Raw genomic sequence first — 19915 nt, forward strand, 5'->3', positions numbered from 1 at the left:
TCACTCCTACAGGGGAATGTGGGCACAGGAGGATTGCGTCAGGGCTGGAACCATTCGTGGCGTTCGTTGAAGGTGTGGTGGATGAGGTCGGTCAGGGTTTGGACTTCGCTGATATTTTGTGAGTCCGCGTTGACCGCCAGCCATGCCTGCAATTGCATGGGCTCGGCGAACAATCCGGGCAGCGCGATCAGGCCCCGATCAAAGCGGCTCATATACGCCGGTAATAAACCGATGCACGCGCTGCAACGAATCATCTCCAGCATCAATTCATAAGACTGCATCTGCACCACCCCAGCCAAGCGCTGTTCAACCAGTTCATTCCATGGGCGAAAGCTGTCGATCTGCCGATCATGTTGCCATTGCACCAGCATGAAATCGGCAAGGTCATCAGGGGTGTCCGGCCGCGCGGTGACGCGGGAGTAGCGTTTGGCGATGTGCGGCAGGTAGTCGAGACGCGCCAGCGCTTGTGGTTCGCTGGTGGCGAACGTCGGGCCGGGGTGTGGGGTTTCGCCGTTGGCCAGCCAGAGGACGATGTCGGCGCTGACGGCGCGCAGCGACAGTTCGCTGTCCAGCGCGATGATTTCCAGACGTACGCTGGCGTTGCGGCGCAGCAGCGCGATGAGGTCGCGGCCGAGAATGTCGTGGAGGATCGATTCGGCGACGGCGAGGCGAATCAATGGTTGTTCGATCACCGGGAGTTTGCGTTCGTTGGCCAGCGCTATCAGTTTGGCCTGCAATTGCTGGCCTTCGCGGGTGAGGCTCAGGGCGCTGCCCTGGAAGCTGAACAGGGTGTGTTGCAGTTCTTGCTCAAGTTGCGCCAGTTGTTTGCGCAGCAGGGTCGAGCGCACGTTGAGGCTGCGCGCCGCTTGCATGAAGCAGCCGCAGCGGGCGCTGACCAGGAAGTATTGCGCGACGTCGGCGTCGATGGTCGCGGCATGTGCGAGCCACGGTTCGCTGTTGTCCTGTGGCCAGCGGTAATCGTTGGTGCCCGGTCGTCCTGCGGGTTCGGTGAATGACATCGATGACTCCCTGTCGATCTTTGTATTTGTCTTAACGCAGCTCCCTGTAGGAGTGAGCCTGCTCGCGATAGCGTCCGGTCAGTTGACATTGACTAACCTGACCCACCGCTATCGCGAGCAGGCTCACTCCTACAGGGGGGGGGTGGTGAAACTGAGATTAGTGTTTTTCCTCGAGGACTTTGTTGAGTTCGGCGCCATCGATGCTCAGTGTTGCGGTGTTGAGCATGCCGTCGAGATAAGCCTGGGCAATCTGCTCCTGGCGCTGCGCACGCAAGGCCTGGGTCAGTTGATCGCGCAGTTCATCGAGGGTCGCGGTGCGTGCCGGTTGTTGCTCGGTGAGTTTGATCACATGGAAACCGGCCGCGCTTTGTACAGGATCGGAAACCGCACCGAGCTTGAGCCGCGCCACGGCACCACGCACCTCAGGCACCAGTTGCTGCAACGGTTGCAGGCCGGTATCGCCACCGCGTTCAGCGGTGACGCGATCCTGTGAATATTGAGCCGCCAATGCAGCAAACTCCGCTGGCGTCGCCTGCGCCTTCTTGCTCAGTTCGAGCGCCTGCTTGCGCACCGATTCAAGATTCTGCGGATCATTCACCCCAAGGAAAATCTGACTGACCCGATACAACGCCGGCGTCTGCCAGTTCGTCTTGCCGGCGTCATAAGCCTGCTGCAATTCAGCCGCACTCGGATAATCCGCCGGCACTTGACTGACCGAACGCAAGTAATCACGGAACACGATCTGCTCAGTCGCCGCACGGGTCTGCCGTACCACCTCCGGGCGCTGCGCCCAACCCTGTGCATCGGCCTGCTCCAGCACCGCTTTCTCGGCGAGACGCGTGCGAATCCAGCGCTCCAGCGCCTCACGGTTGCCGCGCAATTGTTCGCGGGTCTCTGGCGGGACTGTCGCCAGCAACCCCTGCAGTTCGTCAGGCGAAACCTGCTGATTACCCAACCGCGCCACCGCTGGCCCCGTTGCAACCGTCGCCAGCGGCGACGATTGCTGGGCGGCGACCGGGTCACTGCCCGGCCGCACCACCAGTGCCACGGCCACCACCAACAGCGCCACTGCCGCAGCGCTGATCACCATGGCAGGCTTTTTCACAGCGCGACTTCCTCTTGCTCGGCGACGGCGACTTTGGCGGTGGATGCTTGCGCGGCTTGAGTGAAATCACGCAGATAGACGATGAACTCCTGCAACAGGCGATCCCACAACTCCAGGTTGCCACGCAGGTGCTCGTTGCTCACGCCTGCTGCCACGACCACATCCATTTCCATCACCAGAAACTCACCCTGCAACGACAAGCGCGCAAAACGGCGCGTGGCGTTCCATTGCTCGGCCACACCCTGTGGCAACTCACCCTGCACCCGCAGCGCACAGCTGAAAGTGAAATCGACGTAGCTGCCCTGCTCCACCGCCGGGTTGCCGAAACGCACGGCGTAGCCGATGCCCTGGCTAGCGCTGAGCAACTGGACGATGCCGTTCTGCGCGGTTTCGTTGACGCGATAACCGGCGGCTTGCAGGACGTCGGTCAGGGATTGTGGGGAAACATGGCTGATCAATTGAGTCATTACTTCTTCCTTGTCTATCAGTGCGAGAGCGCAGCTTGCGGCGCGTCGAATTGAGTCTTGTAGAGCTCGTCACCGAACCCCTGAGCCAGTTCATCGAACTTGACCCGGGCGCTGCCCGCGAAGGGCTGGCGGATCTTCATAACCTCGGCCACGTCGATGTTTTCGTAGGAAGTGAGAATCTGTTTGGCGACGCCGTACATCTGCTGATTCTTGACTGAACATTGCTGCACTTGTGTGTCACGTTCAGCCAATTGCGCTTGAAGCTTAGACCGTTCTGCCTCTTTGGCACGGGCCATGACCAGCAATTCGTCATAGGCCTTTTTGAACTTGCCGGTCTGCTCGGCGCTCGCCGCCACTTGTGCCTGCGCCTGGCTGTGCAGGCTCTGTTGCTGCCCGGCGAGCTGTTCGGCAACGCCTTTGGCCTTGGCCAGTTCGGCAGTCAATTGCTTGATTTGCGCCTGCGCAGCCTTGGCCTCGTTCTGCGCCGCCAGTTGCGCGGCGCTGGCCTGGGCCTGCTGACTTTGCAGGGCCTGCAACTGTTGCGTGGTGCTGCGCAATTGCGTGCGCAGGCGTTCTTCCATGCCTTCGGCATGCGCTCCAGAGGCGATCAAAAGCCCGAGCCCGAGCCACACAAATCGCGTTTTCATAACCCTCTCCCGGCGCCTTAGAAGCGCGTGTTGATCTCAAGCTGCAAGACGTCGATGTCGAACGGCGCGCCGTACACCGCTTCGGTGCTCATCCAGCGCCCGGTGGCATAAACGTTCTTCGCCAGACCGTAGTTGCCGCCAATGAAATAACCCTTGGCGTTGGTGCCGCCGAGGTGGAACGACGAGTCGTTGAAGCCGTCCGGCAAGGCGTCGGGCTGGATGTATTTGTAACCAGCGAACATGTTCCAGTCGCCCTGCTTTTTCAGGTCCAGCGCGCTGCCGAGGGTGAACTGCACCATCCACGCATTGGCGCCGCTTTCGATGTCGCCGTTGCTGTCGAGGTTGTTGACGATCTGCCCGGCCGAACGCTTGCGCATGTCGCCTTCGTCGTAGGCGAGGTTGTGGATATAGTTGCCCTGGCTACGCAGTTTGAAATCTTCCGGCAGATCGGCGTCCCAGACCACGTTCAAGTCCAGCAGATTGAATTCCGAAGCAAGGCCAACGAACTGCGGCTGCGGCGTGGTGGTCGGGTTGAGCGGGTTCGGCGTGATGTCGCGCAGCAGGAACACGCTGTTGCCCTTCTGCATGAACGCTGCGCGGCTGCCATCGCTGTCGCAACCCGGTGCGCCGGCCCACGGTTCGCAAGGGCTGGAGCGCTGGCCTTGAATGTCGTCGAAGCGGTAGTAAGCCAGTGCGCCTTTCAAGCGGTTGTTGCTGTTGATCGCCCATTTGGCGCCGATCTGCGCGCCGTACAGCCACTTGTTGTCGCTCTCTTCCTTGTCAAAGCCGTTGCTGCTGGCGGTGTCGTTGGTGTAATCCACCGGGAACGCGCCGACGGTGCCGAACACGCCCCAATCGCGGTTGAGCTTGTGGTCGAAAATCGCTGCCACGCCGTCGAAATTCAAGTCGTTGGAATAGAGCATGTCGGTGGACATGAACGGGTTGGCGAAGCGCCCGCCGGTCAGGGTCAGCTCATCCGTAGGCTTCCAGTTCAGGTAGCCCTGATCGAGCCAGATGTCCTTCTTGGCGAAACCGCCACCGAGGTTTTGCGTGGTCGACACCGGGTTGTTGTCCGAACCGGTGCCGATACGAATACCGGCGGTCCATTGCGGCGAGATCTCGGCTTTCATGCCCAACCGTGCACGAATGCGGAATTGATTGGTGCGGTCTTCGCGGGTGTTGAGCAATGGCGGCAGACTGGTGCTGCTGTTGGGGTTTACGTCGTACGGGCCGTTATTGTTGAGCTTGGCGAAGTCGACGATCTCGTTGCTGTTGCTGTCCGAGTAGTAGCGCGATTCGTTGCGCAGGCGAATGTCGCCGTCGAAACTGATGCGCGCAGCCCATTCCGGGAAGCTGTTGGGCGCGGCCCAGTTTTCCTGTTTGGCGGTAGCCATGACTTCGGCTTTGACCTGATCGCGAATCTGGTCGCGCACAGCGGCAGGCACGTATTGCACACGCACATCGCCCGGCGCCGCCACCGGGCCGGCGGCTACGGCGGTGGATGTCGCTGCTTGTTTAGCCTGGGCCGCTTCGTTCTGCGCCTGAGCGATAAGCGCGTCGGCCTTGTCCTGTTTCAGAATGCCCTGCTCGACCAGCAAGCGGATCAGATTGATCGTGGCGTTCTCCGAGGGCGCAGGCGCTGCCACGGCCTGACCGACCAGGGTCGCAATGACCATGCCGACCGCCAGGGACAATCGATTCACGTTGGAAATCATCTGCACACAACTCCTTTTGGCAAAGCGTAAATAAGTGAATTAACCCGGACGCCGCCCTTGCAGGGACAGGCGCACAGGCAAAGTGATGGAGGCCGGTGGCCGTTCGCTCAGTGCCGGCGCGCCACGCAGCGCGGCCAACACTTGCGTATCAATCTCGGGGTTGCCGCTGGACTTGATCAGCTCGACCCGGGTGATCTCGCCAACGCTGCTCAGCCAGACATCGGCCTGCAGCGAGAACGCGAGGTTGCGCAGTTCAGGGTTCTCACGGAGCAAACGCTGGAAGGTGAACGCCAGAAACTGGCTGTATGTCCCCGTGCCCAGACGCCCGCCGCCAGCCCCGGCCATGCCGCCGCCCTTGCCCGCGCCGATATTGAAAGCGTCGTTGCCGCTTTGAGCATCACCGTCCATTTGCATCGGGTTGGCCAGATCGTCCGCCGGCGATGGCGGCGCTTCCTCCTCGGGCTTGACCTCTTCTGGCTCGGGCGTTGGCTCCGGCTCGACGACTTTTTCTTCCACTGGGGTTTCCGGTTCCGGCGGTTTTTCTGGCGGCGGTGGTGGCGGTGGCGGCAATGGAATGATCGTCGGCACCTTCGGCGCTTCGCGGCGGATGCCACTCATGTCGTTGGCCCACTGCCACAAAAACCACGCAGCGAGCGCGCCGATGAGCAAGCCGGCGCCCCACTTCGCATAACGCAGCGCTGGTTTTTTCACCGGCAACGGCTCGATCGGGAGTTGTGCGGTCATGACTCAGCCCTGACTCGGTTTGCCGGTGACGAGACCGACCTGGGACAGTTCGAGCCGGCGCAACAGATCCAGCACTTCGATGACTTTCTGGTATTGCACCGTCGCGTCGCCGCGCACGATTACCGGGAAATCCGGACTCTGCGCCTTCTCGATGCGCAGGCGTTCTTCCAGTTCAGCCAGGGTCACCGGGTAAGCGTCGAGGAACACCTGGCCGCCGTCGTTGACCGAAATTGCCTTGGTCTTGGCCTCGGACAGCGACACGGAGGCGCTGGCCTTGGGCAGGTTGATCTGGATCCCCGAGACCTGCGCGGTGGCGGTGAGGATGAACATCACCAGCACCACCATCAGCACGTCGACCAGCGGGGTGATGTTGATGCTGTCTACCGCTGCATCTTCGTCATCGTCGTGGGAGGCATTTACAGACGCCATGTCAGTGCTCCTCAGGCCGGTACGGAGTGGTTGGCGTGATGGCCGCGATGCGACGACTCACTGAACTGGCTCTCGCCGTGCATCTCTGCCAGACGGGTGATGAACTCATCGACGAACACGCGCATGTCGGCGCTGACTTCCTTGTTGCGGGTGATCAGGCGGTTGTAGCCAAACAGCGCGGGGATCGCGACGAACAGGCCCATCGCCGTGGCCAACAACGCGGCAGCCATACCCGGCGCAATGGCATTGATATTCACGTCACCGGCCATCGCCGTGCCGAGGAACACCACCATGATCCCCAGCACGGTGCCGAGCAGGCCGATGTACGGGCCGCCGGCGATGGCGTTGGACAGGGTCGAGAGTTTCGAACTCAATTGCTGGTTTTCACGGGTGCGCACGCCGTCCATCGAGCAGCGGATGGCTTCTATGGTGGCCGCTGACACCGAGGAGGTATCGGCGCCCTGCTCGCGGCGGGTACGGATCTCTTTGACCGCCACCAGATACAGGCGCCACAGCGACGAATGCTGCAAACGCTGCGCGAGTTGGGCGTCGTCGGCGAACATCTCCAGACGCGTGCCAACCTTGGCGAACTGCACGCGGAAGTCTTCGTTGGCGGCAGACACGCGGCTGAGGCTGCGGTTCTTGCGCAGCATGATGATCCACGACTGGAACATCATCAGCACCAGCACGGCGATGATCACCCAGGCGTCGATTGGCACGGCGTTGAGCAGGAAGCCGAGGCTGCCGAAACCGAAACCGGACTGTTCTTCGTCGACACCGTAAGCGACCAGTTTCGACTCGGCACCTTGCGAGGTAGCGTCGGCCAGCAACAGCGCTGCCGGGCGCGAAACCTTCGACAGGCGCAATTCATCGATAGCGCCCACAAACGGCTGGAACGGGCCTTCGTGCACGTCAGCGCCGATGGCCATGACCGAGTTGAATGCCGGCATCGCCAGAGCAAGCGTGGCCGCTTCGCGACCGTTGATGAACAGGGTCACTTTGGAACCTTCAGCGGTCAGCGCGACATGCTGCCATTGGCCCGGATTCAGCGCTTGTGTGGCGACGGCACGTTGACCGTCGATTTCAACAAACGGCGCACCTTGGTTGGCACCGATCAGCAGGCTATTGGCGCCTTCACGACGGGCGAGAATCAGTTGCTCGCCACTGGCCTGATCCAGACGCAACCAAGCACTAAAGGTGAACGCGCTGCCGGCGTTGTGTTGCAGCGAAGGACTTGCCGGCAGCAGCAACGGCTGGCCGCTGAACTGCAAGGCGCGCCCGACGACGCCGTCAATCGCCGCGCCGGTCGCGCTTTGTGCGGTATTGCCGTAGGCGGTGGTGTCTTTGGCCGGAGTGCCGGTGGCACCGTCGAAGTGATAGAGCGCGGTGTAATTCGGGTCGAAGGTCAGCTGGCCGTTGCCGGTCGCCGGGGCCTTCTGATTGCCGTAGTACATCCAGATGTCCTGGCGCTGACCGCCCTCGACATTCGGCACATCGACCCAGATCAGCGCCATGCCCATCAGCGCGTCGAAACTTTCGATCTGGTGGTTGAGCACGGTCTTGTCATCGGCGGCGACGAAGCGCAGATCCGCGCCGTCCTCCTTCACGCCATCGAAGGTGAAGTTGCCGGTGTGCAAACGCACCAGCAACGCCGTGCGGCCGAGGGCCTGATTGATCGCCGCGCCTTGTGGCGTGGTGTCGACGGCGATCTGTTTGCGGTAATGCCAGTCGTCCTGCCACCAGGCCTGAGCCGTGGCCGGGAGCACGAAGCCCAGGCAGATCAACAACGAAAGGAAGAGGCGCTGCATGAACGTGCTCCTTGTTAGAAAGTGGCTTGAAGGTTGAAGTGCAGGCGCGATTCCTGTTTCGAGGTGTTCGGCCCTTCGAGTAGCGGGTAGCCCCAGTCGAGGCTGCCGGACAGCCATTTGCTCAGGCTGGCGCGGGTGCCGAGGCCGACGCTGGCCAGGGCGTAATGGGCGTCCTGATCCGGCAGTTCGTCGCGCAGGTAAAGCTGCGCGCCTTCGGCGAAGGCATAGAAACGCCAGTCCTGCATCCACGTGCCGGCGTACTTGGCCAGCGACGGCGAGCGCACTTCCTGGCTGAGCAGCAAGCCGTCATCGCCGGTGCGTTCGGCGGCCAGATAGCCACGCACCGAGGTCGCGCCGCCGGCGGAGAATTGTTCGTTGGAAACCAGCGGCCCGGACGCGAGTTGGAACGCGGCTTTGCTTGCGCTCTGCCAATCGCTGTCGAAGGTCCAGGTATAATTGGTGTCGCCCTTGAGCACGGCGAAACTCGGTTTGGCGCGGTAGCGTTTGTAGTCGAAATCTTCGTCGGAGCTGCCGTAGCCGAAAATGCTGCGGGTCGCGGCAACCAGGCTCAGACCCAGGCCGAGCTGACTCTTTTCGCTGTAGCGATAGCCGTTGTAGGCGAAGGTGAACGGCGCGTATTGCAGCGGGACTTTGTCGCTATCACCGGACAGGGTCAGGCGTTCGTCGAAGTCCTTGAAGTCGATGCCGGCCGACAGCGAGTTCGACCAGTTGCCGCTGGAGGGCAGCGTATAAATCGCCGAGACGCCATAGGAATGGCCCTTGCCCAACACGTTGCTGCCGCCGATGGTGGCGACGTTGCTGTCGGACTGGTAACCGGAGAACTGCACGCTCCAGCGCTCGGTCAGCGGCGCGGTGTAGGAGCCGGACCAGACCTTGGCGTTGTCGGTTTCCTGCGGCGCGGTGAAGTACGTCAGCGAGATGCTATGGCCAAGTTGCCAGAGGTTGTTGTAGCCAAGGCTGGTGACAGTGCGCAGCTTTTCCGTGTCGGCGCTGTAGTCGTTGTTGAGGCCAACGCTCGCGGTCCACGGGTTCTGGTCTTCGACCTGCAGATCGACGTCCATGGTGCCGGGGCGCTGACCTTCGCGCACCAGCGGCATGACTTGCCGGCCCGGGGTTTTGTTGAGTTGTGCGAGTTCGCCTTGAACCTTGGCGAAGTCCGGCACCTCGCCTTCCTTCAGCGCCGGGACGTCGTCGCGAATATCCAGCGGCGAATAGTGTTTGGCGCCGACCACACGTACCCGGCCGACCTTGGTTTCGCTGACTTGCAGATAGACGATACCGTCGGCGACGGCTTGCTCCGGCAGCTCGACGAACACCGACTGATAACCGCGTTGCTGATAGGCCTTTTGCAACGCGTCCCGAGCGCCTTCGATATCCGTGAGGGCTTTTTGCGGGCCGAGGAACGGGTACACCGCTTCTTCAATCGCCCGCGCATCGAGCACGGTGTTGCCGCGCACGAAGTATTCGTTGACGTCGACCAGACGCTGCGCTGCGGTGTTTTGCGCAGCCTCTTCGGCCAACGCCGGCTGCACGCCCGCCGTCACCAGCAGCCAGCCCCACAGCGCCAGCCGTGACTTGAAAATCGGTTCCACACTACCCCCTGAATTCGCGATGACCTGTTGGCGTTTCGAACGCCGCGTGTATGGCGTCAATTGCTGGCTGTCGAGGCGCAGGCGTGTTTGCCCAGCCACGTGTGCAAAAGCGCGAAGTTCAGCGAGAACTCGGGCATTTGCAGCAGCGCGCCGCAGAACACTTCGCCGATGATTTTTTGAATAAGCAGCACCGCGCGCGGCTCGTTGAGCAGCGTGGCGATGTCGCGACTGAGGGCGTTGAAGCTCCAGACTTTCTGGTTCAGGCCAAGACCGACGAACCAGCGGAACAACAGGTTGTAATTGAGCTGTTCATACAGTTGCTGCTCGCTGGGCACCGAATACAGCAGTTGCAGGAGCAGGATGTGCATCACCGTTTGCGCGGGAATCAGCATGCCCGGCTCGGCATTGAGGTCGTGCAGGAGGTCGCGGTGGGCATCGAGCAGGTCGTCGATCTGCGGGCGCAGCAACACCAGCGAATGGCCCGGCGGAATGTAGCTCGACACCTCTTTCAAGGCGCCCTGCCAGTCATCCTGCGAGACGATCCAGACCCACGGCGCGCCGTAGCGATACACCGAAACCGGCTTCTTGCGCGCGGCTTCGACGATCTTCGACAGGCGTTGATCGAGTTCCTGCATGCCCACTTTCGAGTAGCGTTCCATAGTCCCCATTGCCTCACTCCCGGCGTCCCGCCTCGGCTTGTGAAAAGCGCCCCGTTGGGCCCCTCAAGCGCGTTACATAGGCATGACCGGACTGGCGATGTGCTACCGAACTTTTGTCATAAAAGCTTCATTACGGCGTATGGGTGTACACACATCCAATGTAGGAGTGAGCCTGCTCGCGATAGCGGTGTGTCAGCCAAAGAAATATCAACTGACAGGACGCTATCGCGAGCAGGCTCACTCCTACAGGGGATTTGTGGTGATTTTGGGTCAGGTGTAGACGGGCCAGGTGTCGACGATTTTGCCACCGCGCACGGCGAGCAGATCGCCGAATTGCAGCAGTACGGCCTCGGTCTGGGTCGGGCGCAGGAAGACTTGATCTTCGATGGTCAGGCCCACGGCATTGGAACCGTTGACCATCTCCTGATTAGAACTGCGACCGTAGACGCTGTTGCTCTGTAAACCCTTCGGCGATTCGAACTCGGCCATCCAGTTGCCGCCATAGATGAAGAAGGTCTGACGCTGATTCTGATCCCACCACGAGAACAGCTTCGACTTGTCATCCAATGCAGGAATGTTCACCGCGCCAGTGCTTTTCAACACGGGCGTGGCGATGTAGGTCGCGGGGACATGTTCGGTGAGCGATGGCAAATCGTAGTGCGTCGGTTTGAGCATCGCCGTGCCCACCGACACTTCCGTGCTGAGTTTTTCGTTTTCGTGAATGCGATAACTCGGGCTGCCGGCGGTGTTCAGGCACAAGCCGTCGTGCCACAACGCGGGGAACTGCTGCCGGGTGAAATCGACGCAACGCTGATAAATCACCATGACCTTGGCGAACAACTCTTCCGGCGAGCCGAGAATCCCCGGCACGCCCATACCCACGAACGGGTCATAGCCCATGAACCCGGCGAATTCCAGATGCTGGGGGTTGGCGCTGATCAACGTGAGCATCTGCCCCAGCGCATTCACATCACTGACGCCGCCGCGATGCAGGCCGACATCCAGCTCGATGTTGATGCGCATCAGTGTGCCCATTCCTTGAGCCAGCGCAAGGTATTGCTGCAAACGTTCGGGGCCGTCGAGCAGCCATTGCAGTTGCTTTGCGGGATCAAACGGGCCTTTGTGGGTTTGGTAGAACAGCTCTGCCGAGCGCACCGGCAATGGCTTGCCGAGCAGAATGTCGGACTGCGGAAAAACCTGCGCATCGTGATTGAGAAACGGCTGATGAAACGACATCAGCTTTTGCGTGCCGGCACGTTGCGCGATGTAGCTCAACAGCCCCGGCGAGGGCAGCGACTTCTCCACCAGCCGCAGGTGTTTGCCCCCGCGTTTGACCGACTGCGTCACCACATCGATGTTGTGATCGAGGCGATCCAGATCGATCAACAGCACCGGGCGCATCGGGCCTTTTTCCTTTAACTCTTTGTTCAGTGCGCGGAAATATTCGCTGTACGGCGCGCCTCGATCGCCCGGTCGCAGCCATGCTCCAGCCCCCATCAGCAACGCACCGACACCCAGCGTACCCAGTAGAAAATTGCGCCGATTGACCGCCATCAGCTCACCCCCAAAATCGACGACAAATGCGCATTGAGAAACCGCCCGCTCGGATCCAGCGCCTGGCGCACGTCGACAAACTCGCGCCAGCGCGGATACAGCGGTTGCAGGTTTTTTGCGCTGAGCGAGTGCAACTTGCCCCAGTGCGGACGCCCGTTGTACTTCCAGAAGATCGGTTCGACCGCCGCAAAGAAGTTGTGATGATCCATCTGATAATGCTGGTGCACCGAGATCGAACAGCTGTCGCGACCTTCGAACATGCTCAGCGGAATATCGTCAGCTTTGACGTAGCGGTACTCAATCGGAAACCAGGTGCGCAGATCCTTGTCCTGAATCAGCTTGAGAATCTCGCGCAGGCACGCCGGGCCGTGTTCGGCGGGCACCGAGTATTCCATCTCATTGAAACGCACCGTGCGCACATTGGCATAGATGTCGAACGAGTCACCGACGCGGTCATCGAAACTGGCCAGATGACGCAAGTTGTTGAGCAGCGTGCGGCGCAGGTCAGGGAAGTCGCTGCCGTACTTGTCGATCTTCTCGATCAGGGTGACGAACTCGTTGCCACCCTCCTCTTCAGGCGGGATCGGCGGTGTAGCCGGGTCATCGGTTTCGTTGAGGGCAATGGACAAGGCGTAGTCGGAATGGGTGACGACGAGCATTTCCCAGTGCTGGTTTTCTCGGGTGTTCTTGTCGAGGTCTTCGAGCAGTTCTTCGGTCTTGGCGATCCACTGGCGTTCGTGCAGGCGATAGGCCGGGCGGTTTTGCAGGCGGATTTTAGTGGCGACACCGAGTGCACCGAGGGAGACGCGGGCGGCGTTGAGTACTTCGGGATGCCGTTGGCTGTCGCAGTCGAGCACCTCGCCATTGGCGGTCACCAGTTGCATGCCGCAGACGTGGGCCGAGTAGGACTGGAAGTTTTTGCCGGTGCCGTGGGTCGACGTGGCAATGGCTCCGGCGAGGGTCTGATAATCGATGTCGGCCATGTTCTGCAAACCTTGGCCGATGTTTTTCAGCGGCTGGCCCATGCGTGACATCGGTGTGCCGGCAGCAAATTCGGCTTGCAGGGTTTTCGCATCGTGCTCGAGCAGACCGTTGAAGTAGCTCAGCGACAACAGCGTGCCGTCGGTGGGCACCAAGGCGCTAAACGAGTGCGCCGAGCCGACCGGGCGGATCTTGCCTTGCGCCTGCTGGATAGCGGCCACCAGCTCATCAAGATTCTTCGGCGCCAGTCGCGCCGCCGGCAGGCAACTCTGCCCGCCCGACCAGTTGCGCCACGGAATCAAGCGCGGCGCACGCAGCAATTGACCCAATGCCGGACAGCTCGCCAACGCACTGAATGCGCCGACAATACTTGTCCGTTGCAACAACTGACGCCGTGTCAGATCCATCGTCATGCCGGGCACCTTATTGAGGGAGGGGCTGGTCGGCCATGAAACCGATCAACTGCAGGAATTGTTCTTCCGAGCACTCGACGCACTGCCCCATCGGCGGCATGCCGTTGTAGCCGTTGATGGCGTGGTCGAGCAGTGTGTCGGTGCCTTGCTGGACGCGTGGCTCCCAGGCTTTGCGATCACCGGTCAGTGGTGCGTTGGCGGCGGGGTTGGCGTGGCAGAGTTGGCAGCTGTTGGCGTAGATCTGCGCCAGTGCCGGGTCTTTCGGCGTGGCGTTGCTATTGACGCTGGCCGGGGGTTTGGGGGCTTCGCCGCAACCGGGCAGAGCCAGGGCCAACACCAGCAGTAGAGTGAGTCGGATTGCCCGCATAACGGCCTCGCTTATTGTTGTGCTCACACCTTAAGGCAGCAACTGCAACGGGTTGAGGGCATTGCAGGCCAGAGAGGGGGCATCCGGGGACATGACCTCCCATGCAGGAGCTGCCGAAGGCTGCGATCTTTTGATCTTGACCTTCCAAAAGCAAAATCAAAAGATCGCAGCCTTCGGCAGCTCCTACAGGGTTTTCGGTGGGAATCACCGCTCTGCTGTGCGCCTTTGCGTGACATTCGGGTGACATTTGCGGGTTTAAATTTCGGCGCATTCAGGCGTATAACCTGTAGAGACTTTTTTGATCTGCATGCGGACATCAACACGGGGTAGCGACATGACCACAGCAAACATCCTTGGCAACCTGTTCCCTTCTGTCAGCGACATCCCGGAAAAATACCGCCTCGACGGTCAGGTCGAGCAACGCGAATATCTGGTAGACGGCCAGTTGCGCCGCTGGGACGGCCCGCTCGCCACCGTGCGCAGCCCGGTCTACCTGAAAGGTGACAACGGTGACGAACAAGTCATCCTCGGCAGCACGCCGCTGCTCGATGCCGACACCGCCCTCACCGCCCTCGACGCTGCCGTCCGCGCCTACGACCGTGGCCAGGGCCTGTGGCCGACCATGCGCGTGGCCGAACGCATTCAGCACGTCGAAGCCTTCCTCGGCCGCATGCGCCAACAACGCGATGCCGTGGTGAAGTTGCTGATGTGGGAAATCGGCAAGAACCTCAAGGATTCGGAAAAAGAGTTCGACCGCACCTGCGATTACATCGTCGACACCATCAATGCACTGAAAGAACTCGACCGCCGCTCCAGCCGTTTCGAGCTGGAACAGGACACTCTCGGCCAGATCCGTCGCGTGCCGCTCGGCGTCGCTTTGTGCATGGGCCCCTATAACTATCCGCTGAACGAAACCTTCACCACGCTGATACCGGCACTGATCATGGGTAACACCGTGGTGTTCAAACCGGCCAAGCTCGGCGTGCTGCTGATTCGTCCGTTACTGGAAGCGTTCCGCGACAGTTTCCCCACCGGCGTGATCAACGTGATCTACGGCAGCGGCCGGGAAACCGTCAGTGCACTGATGGCCAGCGGCAAGATCGACATCTTCGCCTTCATCGGCACCAACAAAGCCGCCAGTGACCTGAAGAAGCTCCACCCGAAACCGCACCGCTTGCGTGCTGCGCTGGGTCTGGACGCGAAAAACCCCGGTATCGTCTTGCCGGAAGTCGATCTGGACAACGCCGTCAGCGAAGCGGTGACCGGTTCACTGTCATTCAACGGCCAGCGCTGTACCGCACTGAAAATCCTCTTCGTCCATGAAGACGTGGTTGACAGCTTCATTGAAAAATTCAACGCCAAACTGGCCACGCTGAAGCCGGGCATGCCGTGGGACAGCGGTGTGTCGCTGACGCCGCTGCCGGAATCAGGCAAGGTCGATTATCTGCACGGTCTGGTTGCCGATGCGCGCAGCAAGGGTGCCGAAGTGGTCAACCCCCATGGCGGCGAATCCCGCGAGTCGTTCTTCTATCCGGCGGTGCTGTACCCGGTGAACCCGCAAATGCGTGTGTATCAGGAAGAGCAATTCGGCCCGGTCGTGCCGATCGTGCCGTACCGTCATCTCGATACCGTGATCGATTACGTGCTGGAATCGGATTTCGGTCAGCAGTTGAGCATCTTCGGCACCAACCCGGTGGCGGTCGGCCGTCTGGTCGACACCTTTGCCAACCAGGTCGGGCGGATCAACCTCAACGCGCAATGCCAGCGCGGCCCGGACACCTACCCGTTCAACGGCCGCAAAAACTCCGCCGAAGGTACGCTCTCGGTGCACGATGCGTTGCGGGTGTTCTCAATCCGTACGCTGGTGGCGACGAAGTTCCAGGACAGCAACAAGGACCTGATCAGCGAAATTATTCGCGGGCGTGATTCGAGCTTCCTGACCACCGATTACATCTTCTGATCCACGGTCTCCCGAATCGTGAATAAGCAAGAAGGCGAGCCCGTGCGGTTCTGATCCAAAGTCGCCAAGCGCCCGGCAAATCAGTGTCTACACTGATGCCAGCACTGTGCTGGATGCCGGGAGCTTGACCATGCTGGATTACTTTGCGCTAGGGGTTTTGGTGTTTGCCGGGCTCGTACTGTTTTACGGGATCATCGTGTTGCACGACATTCCCTATGAGATTGCCGTCCATCGTAAACACCCGCATCAGGATGCGATCCATGCCACTGGCTGGGTCAGTCTGTTCACGCTGCATGCGCTCTGGCCTTTCCTGTGGATCTGGGCGATGGCCTATCGAGAAGATCGCGGCTGGGGATTCGGTGACGGCAAATCCGTGCAAAACCATGTCGTTCGCCTGGAGCAACAGGTGGTCGAACTGCAAGGACGCCTCGAACGACTCGAAGCGCTGAATGCCACTGCCCCCCACAACCGGGAGGGCTGAACACTATGGATCTGCTCCTTGTCCTGACTTACGCCGCGATCTGCGTCGCAGTGTTCAAGATCTTCCGTATCCCGCTGAACAAATGGACGGTGCCCACCGCCGTACTGGGCGGCATCCTGATGATCGGCGCCCTGATTTTCACCATGAACTACAACCATCCCTACTCCGAGGTGGCGCGCACTTACTTCGTTTCCGTGCCGGTGATTCCCATCGTCAGTGGCCAGGTAATCGACGTGCCGGTGAAGGGGAACGAGCCGCTGGAAAAAGGCGACGTGCTGTTTCGCATCGACCCCACACCGTTTCAAAACCGGGTGAAATCGCTCAAGGCGCAATTGATCGCCGCCAAGGGTGATCGCTATCGCATCACCGAACTGATCCGCCGTAATTTCGGCACCCAACGCGAACTGGATGCGGCCATCGCCCGCACCGATGATCTGCAGGCGCAACTCGACAACGCCCAGTTCGAGCTGGACAACACCACCGTTCGCGCGCCAAGCAAAGGCTTCGTCACCCATGTTTCGCTGCGGCCGGGGATGATGGCGAGCAAGTTGCCGTTGCGCCCGTCGATGGTGTTCATTCCCGAGGAAGGCCAATATTTTGCTGCGTGGATGCGCCAGAACAGCCTGCTGCGCCTGACCGTCGGGGATGAGGCGGAAGTCGCGTTCGACGGCATTCCCGGCAAGGTGTTCGCCGGCCGGGTGAAAAACGTCATCGGGGTGATTGCCGAAGGTCAGGTGCAACCGTCCGGCACTTTGATCGGCTATACCGGTTCGCCGCCGGCCGGGCGTGTGCCGGTGATCATCGAAATTACCGATCCGGAATTCGCCCAGTACAGCAAGCTGATGCCGGGCGGTGCTTACGGGCAGGCCGCGTTGTACAGTCAGCACTTCCACCACATTGGCACGATGCGCAAAATCCTCCTGCGTATGGCAGCATGGATGAATTACATTTTCCCTTTCCATTGACCCGAAGCCCAATCACGAGAGGCCCGCACTGAGTACTTACAGCACCCATCGACTTCCGCCCTTGCTGCGCCGTGTCTTGCGTCCGTTGCTTGATCCTTATCGACGTTACCGGCACGCGCGGCTGATTCATGCGGTGCGCGTGGCCCTCGGGTTGCTGGCAACGATCCTGCTGACCACCGGCATCAACCTGCCCCACGGCGAATGGGCATCAGTGACCATGCTGGTGGTGATCGGTGGTTTGCAGCACCACGGCAACATCGGTAAAAAAGCCGCCGAACGCGCCACCGGCACCTTGATCGGTGCTGGCGTCGGCTTGCTGCTGGTGGCGCAGCAGGCGTGGCTCGGCATGCCATGGCTGACGTACTTTGCGATGGCGGTGGTCTGCGGTTTCTTCTCTTATCACGCCATCGGCAAGGGTGGTTACACCGCCCTGCTTTCGGCGATTACCGTGTTCATCGTCGCCGGGCATGGCGACAATCCGATCACCGACGGCTTATGGCGCGGGGTGGATATTCTGATCGGTATCGCCCTCGCTCTGGCCTTCTCTTTCGCCCTGCCGCTCTACGCGGTGTATTCGTGGCGCTACAACCTCGCCGATGCCCTGCGCGATTGCGCCACGGTGTATGGGCGGATCATCAGCGGCCAACCGATCAGCGCCGATGAGCATTTGAAACTGATGGGCCGACTCGGCGCGGTGATGGTGCAATTGCGCTCGCTGATGCCGTCGGTGTCCAAGGAAGTGAAGATTTCCATGACCGAACTCGATGCCATCCAGCGCAACCTGCGCATGTGCATCAGCACATTGGAAATCCTCGGCAACACGCGACCGGATGCCAACGATCCAGAAGCCATGGCGCATCTGCAATCAGCGCTGAAGGCCGAGCACCGGCAGATTCGCGTGCAACTGATCGGTATGGCCCGGGCGCTGAAAACCGGCGCTTCGCAACGCCTGGACAAGCCGCTCGAGTTGCCGGAAGCCAACCTCGATGCGCCGGTTTACAGCGCGCTGGATGGCTACCGACTGTTGACCCGGCAACTGGCGTCGAATATCGGCGAGATGCGCCAGCGCTTGGCGAAAACCGCAGCGCACTGGAACATCTGAGGGTTACTGCGCGGCCAGTCGCCGGCTCTTCAGGCCCCAGCCCTGCTGCATGCCGGCAGCGGCCAGCAGGATCGCCGCGACACCGATCCATTGCAGGATTTCCAGGCGATGGCCGAACGCAAACCAGTCAACGAAGATCGCCGCAATCGGGTAGATGAACGACAGTGCGCCGGTCAACGCGGTCGGCAACTTCTGGATCGCGCCGTACAGCAGCACATACATCACACCGGTGTGGACGATGCCCAATGTGACCAGACTGGCCCAGGCACTCGGCGCTTGCGGCAATGCGCTGAAATGCGCAAACGGCGCCAGCAACAAAATCCCGGTGCAGACTTGAATCAATGCAATCAGATGCGGTGGCGTGCCGGTCAGGCGTTTGATGATCAGCGCGGCAATCGCATAGAGAAACGCCGCACCCAACGCCAATGCAATGCCCATCAGATAGTCGTTGCCGCTCTCGCCCTGAGTGCCGTGGGCACTGACGATTGCCAGCATGCCCATGAACGAAATCGCCAGCCAGAACAGCTTCTGCAAAGTGATTTTTTCGCCCAGAAACAGCGCTGCCAAACCGACCAGCATGAACGGCTGGACGTTGTACACCGCTGTGCCGATGGCGATCGAAGCGCGGGAATACGAAGCAAACAACAGCACCCAGTTACCGACAATCGCCATCCCGCTCAGCACCGCGAGCAGGAATGTGCTGCGAGTCAGAATGCCCGGGCGCAAAAAGCCGAAAGCGGCACAGATCAACAACAAGGTGCCGGCACCGAACACGCAGCGCCAGAACACCACGTCCAGCACCGGTTGCCCGGAGACCAGCACGAACCAGCCGATCGTCCCGGAAATCAGCATGGCAGCGGTCATTTCAAATAAGCCGCGACGGATTGTATTGTCCATCTTCAATCTCCTGTCTTTGTGACAAAAGTATGCCAAGCAAACCCGCAGGCGCTCCAGCGCAAAAAGCAGGCTAAACTCGGTATCTGCCTTTTTTATCGTGGGTGGTTTTCACCAATTGCCTAATGCTGGAGTTTTTCATGACTGACGATATTGATCAGATCCTCATCGGCGCATTGATGGAGGATTCGCGGCGCTCGCTCAAAGCCTTGGCGCAAATCAGCGGATTGTCGTCGCCGAGCGTGGCTGAACGCTTGCGGCGGTTGGAAGAACGCGGTGTGCTCAAGGGCTACACCGTCGAGATCGATCCGAAGTGTTTTGGTTATCAATTGCAGGCCATCGTCCGGGTGCGTCCGCTGCCGGGGCAGTTACAGGAAGTCGAACGGCAGATCCTGTCGATTCCCGAATTCACCGAGTGCGACAAGGTGACGGGCGAAGACTGCTTTATCGCGCGCCTGCATGTGCGCTCGATGGAACAGCTCGACACCCTGCTCGACCGCCTCAATACCTTGGCCGAAACCAACACTGCAATCGTCAAGAAGACCCCGGTCAAGCGCCGCTTGCCACCGATGGCCTAAGTGCATTTGCTGCACGTTCAGCGTAGATTGAGGTTTTTCCGGCGAAGGATTGGCGGTATGAAAGTTCAGGCAATGATGCTGAGCGCATTAATGTTAAGTGGTTGCGGGACAGTGCAAACGGTCATGCGCGACGACCAGGTCGCCGTGGACGATTTGAGATCGAACAAATCCTATTGCGGGGCGGTGCCGAGGATCTACAGCGGTGTGATGTATGACTTTTGTAGCCTGCATGCGCCGATAGACGAAGGTAACAAGTACAACGCCGCCCTGCCCGGCTGGGCGATTGATGCGGTGGCGTCCGGGGTGCTCGACACGTTGTTGTTGCCTTACACCATTTACAAACAGCAGACTGACGGTAGCATCGTGATCAACTGAAAAAGCCTGCGCACGCCGCAACGTGCGCAGGCTTTTCGC

20 protein-coding genes are annotated in these 19915 nt (G+C 60.4%); 6 read left to right on the plus strand and 14 right to left on the minus strand.

Annotated elements, in window-relative coordinates; all coding sequences use genetic code 11:
* Positions 1-38 precede the first annotated feature (38 nt).
* From ACI514_RS11850 to ACI514_RS11910, 13 genes are all read right to left on the minus strand, one after another.
* Positions 39-1019 (minus strand): LysR family transcriptional regulator, encoded by a 981-nt coding sequence (locus ACI514_RS11850; protein ID WP_405123869.1) that lies wholly within the window; start codon positions 1017-1019, stop codon positions 39-41.
* A 157-nt stretch (positions 1020-1176) separates the two neighbouring features.
* Positions 1177-2124, minus strand: a complete 948-nt coding sequence (locus ACI514_RS11855; protein ID WP_405123870.1) for a peptidylprolyl isomerase — start codon at positions 2122-2124, stop codon at positions 1177-1179.
* Entirely contained in the window at positions 2121-2591 is a 471-nt protein-coding gene (locus tag ACI514_RS11860) for a YbjN domain-containing protein (RefSeq protein WP_405123871.1), read from the minus strand. Before ACI514_RS11860 ends, ACI514_RS11855 begins: the two co-directional genes overlap by 4 nt.
* 17 nt (positions 2592-2608) lie before the next feature.
* Entirely contained in the window at positions 2609-3238 is a 630-nt protein-coding gene (locus ACI514_RS11865; protein ID WP_405123872.1) for a DNA repair protein, read from the minus strand.
* A 17-nt stretch (positions 3239-3255) separates the two neighbouring features.
* Positions 3256-4953 (minus strand): putative porin, encoded by a 1698-nt coding sequence (locus ACI514_RS11870; RefSeq protein ID WP_405123873.1) that lies wholly within the window; start codon positions 4951-4953, stop codon positions 3256-3258.
* 39 nt (positions 4954-4992) lie between these two features.
* Positions 4993-5697, minus strand: coding sequence for an energy transducer TonB (locus ACI514_RS11875; RefSeq protein WP_034156521.1), 705 nt, complete (start codon positions 5695-5697; stop codon positions 4993-4995).
* A 3-nt stretch (positions 5698-5700) separates the two neighbouring features.
* On the minus strand, positions 5701-6126 hold the full coding sequence (locus ACI514_RS11880) for a biopolymer transporter ExbD (protein WP_007915482.1): 426 nt from the start codon (positions 6124-6126) through the stop codon (positions 5701-5703).
* Positions 6127-6137: 11 nt separating this feature from the next.
* Positions 6138-7934: a DUF2341 domain-containing protein gene (locus ACI514_RS11885; protein WP_405123874.1), complete on the minus strand. Its 1797-nt coding sequence runs from the start codon at positions 7932-7934 to the stop codon at positions 6138-6140.
* Between the two features lie 14 nt (positions 7935-7948).
* A complete protein-coding gene (locus ACI514_RS11890; RefSeq protein WP_405123875.1) occupies positions 7949-9547 on the minus strand; it encodes a ShlB/FhaC/HecB family hemolysin secretion/activation protein in 1599 nt (532 codons plus the stop codon).
* Between the two features lie 56 nt (positions 9548-9603).
* On the minus strand, positions 9604-10215 hold the full coding sequence (locus ACI514_RS11895) for a transposase (RefSeq protein WP_080750810.1): 612 nt from the start codon (positions 10213-10215) through the stop codon (positions 9604-9606).
* 261 nt (positions 10216-10476) lie between these two features.
* Positions 10477-11685, minus strand: coding sequence for a DSD1 family PLP-dependent enzyme (locus ACI514_RS11900; RefSeq protein WP_405124218.1), 1209 nt, complete (start codon positions 11683-11685; stop codon positions 10477-10479).
* 74 nt (positions 11686-11759) lie between these two features.
* A complete protein-coding gene (locus ACI514_RS11905; RefSeq protein ID WP_405124219.1) occupies positions 11760-13088 on the minus strand; it encodes a D-arabinono-1,4-lactone oxidase in 1329 nt (442 codons plus the stop codon).
* Positions 13089-13164: 76 nt separating this feature from the next.
* Positions 13165-13521 carry a c-type cytochrome gene (locus ACI514_RS11910; protein ID WP_405123876.1) on the minus strand — a complete coding sequence of 119 codons (357 nt, stop codon included), beginning with the start codon at positions 13519-13521 and terminating at the stop codon, positions 13165-13167.
* 334 nt (positions 13522-13855) lie between these two features.
* Between ACI514_RS11910 and ACI514_RS11915 the strand changes: the two genes are divergently transcribed.
* The 4 genes from ACI514_RS11915 (at position 13856) to ACI514_RS11930 (ending at position 18029) form a co-directional block, all read left to right on the plus strand.
* Entirely contained in the window at positions 13856-15481 is a 1626-nt protein-coding gene (locus ACI514_RS11915) for an NADP-dependent glyceraldehyde-3-phosphate dehydrogenase (protein ID WP_405123877.1), read from the plus strand.
* 130 nt (positions 15482-15611) lie between these two features.
* Positions 15612-15962 (plus strand): DUF3302 domain-containing protein, encoded by a 351-nt coding sequence (locus ACI514_RS11920; RefSeq protein ID WP_038368661.1) that lies wholly within the window; start codon positions 15612-15614, stop codon positions 15960-15962.
* A gap of 5 nt (positions 15963-15967) precedes the next feature.
* Positions 15968-16927: an HlyD family secretion protein gene (locus ACI514_RS11925; protein ID WP_160057671.1), complete on the plus strand. Its 960-nt coding sequence runs from the start codon at positions 15968-15970 to the stop codon at positions 16925-16927.
* 61 nt (positions 16928-16988) lie between these two features.
* Positions 16989-18029 (plus strand): FUSC family protein, encoded by a 1041-nt coding sequence (locus ACI514_RS11930; protein ID WP_405123878.1) that lies wholly within the window; start codon positions 16989-16991, stop codon positions 18027-18029.
* Positions 18030-18032: 3 nt separating this feature from the next.
* Here ACI514_RS11930 and ACI514_RS11935 read toward each other — a convergent pair whose 3' ends face one another.
* A complete protein-coding gene (locus tag ACI514_RS11935) occupies positions 18033-18926 on the minus strand; it encodes a DMT family transporter (protein WP_405123879.1) in 894 nt (297 codons plus the stop codon).
* A gap of 137 nt (positions 18927-19063) precedes the next feature.
* Between ACI514_RS11935 and ACI514_RS11940 the strand changes: the two genes are divergently transcribed.
* A complete protein-coding gene (locus ACI514_RS11940) occupies positions 19064-19501 on the plus strand; it encodes an Lrp/AsnC family transcriptional regulator (protein ID WP_064381847.1) in 438 nt (145 codons plus the stop codon).
* A gap of 57 nt (positions 19502-19558) precedes the next feature.
* On the plus strand, positions 19559-19876 hold the full coding sequence (locus ACI514_RS11945) for a YceK/YidQ family lipoprotein (RefSeq protein ID WP_160057669.1): 318 nt from the start codon (positions 19559-19561) through the stop codon (positions 19874-19876).
* Positions 19877-19915 lie beyond the last annotated feature (39 nt).

The organism is Pseudomonas sp. M20, from assembly GCF_045037865.1.
GTDB lineage: Bacteria > Pseudomonadota > Gammaproteobacteria > Pseudomonadales > Pseudomonadaceae > Aquipseudomonas.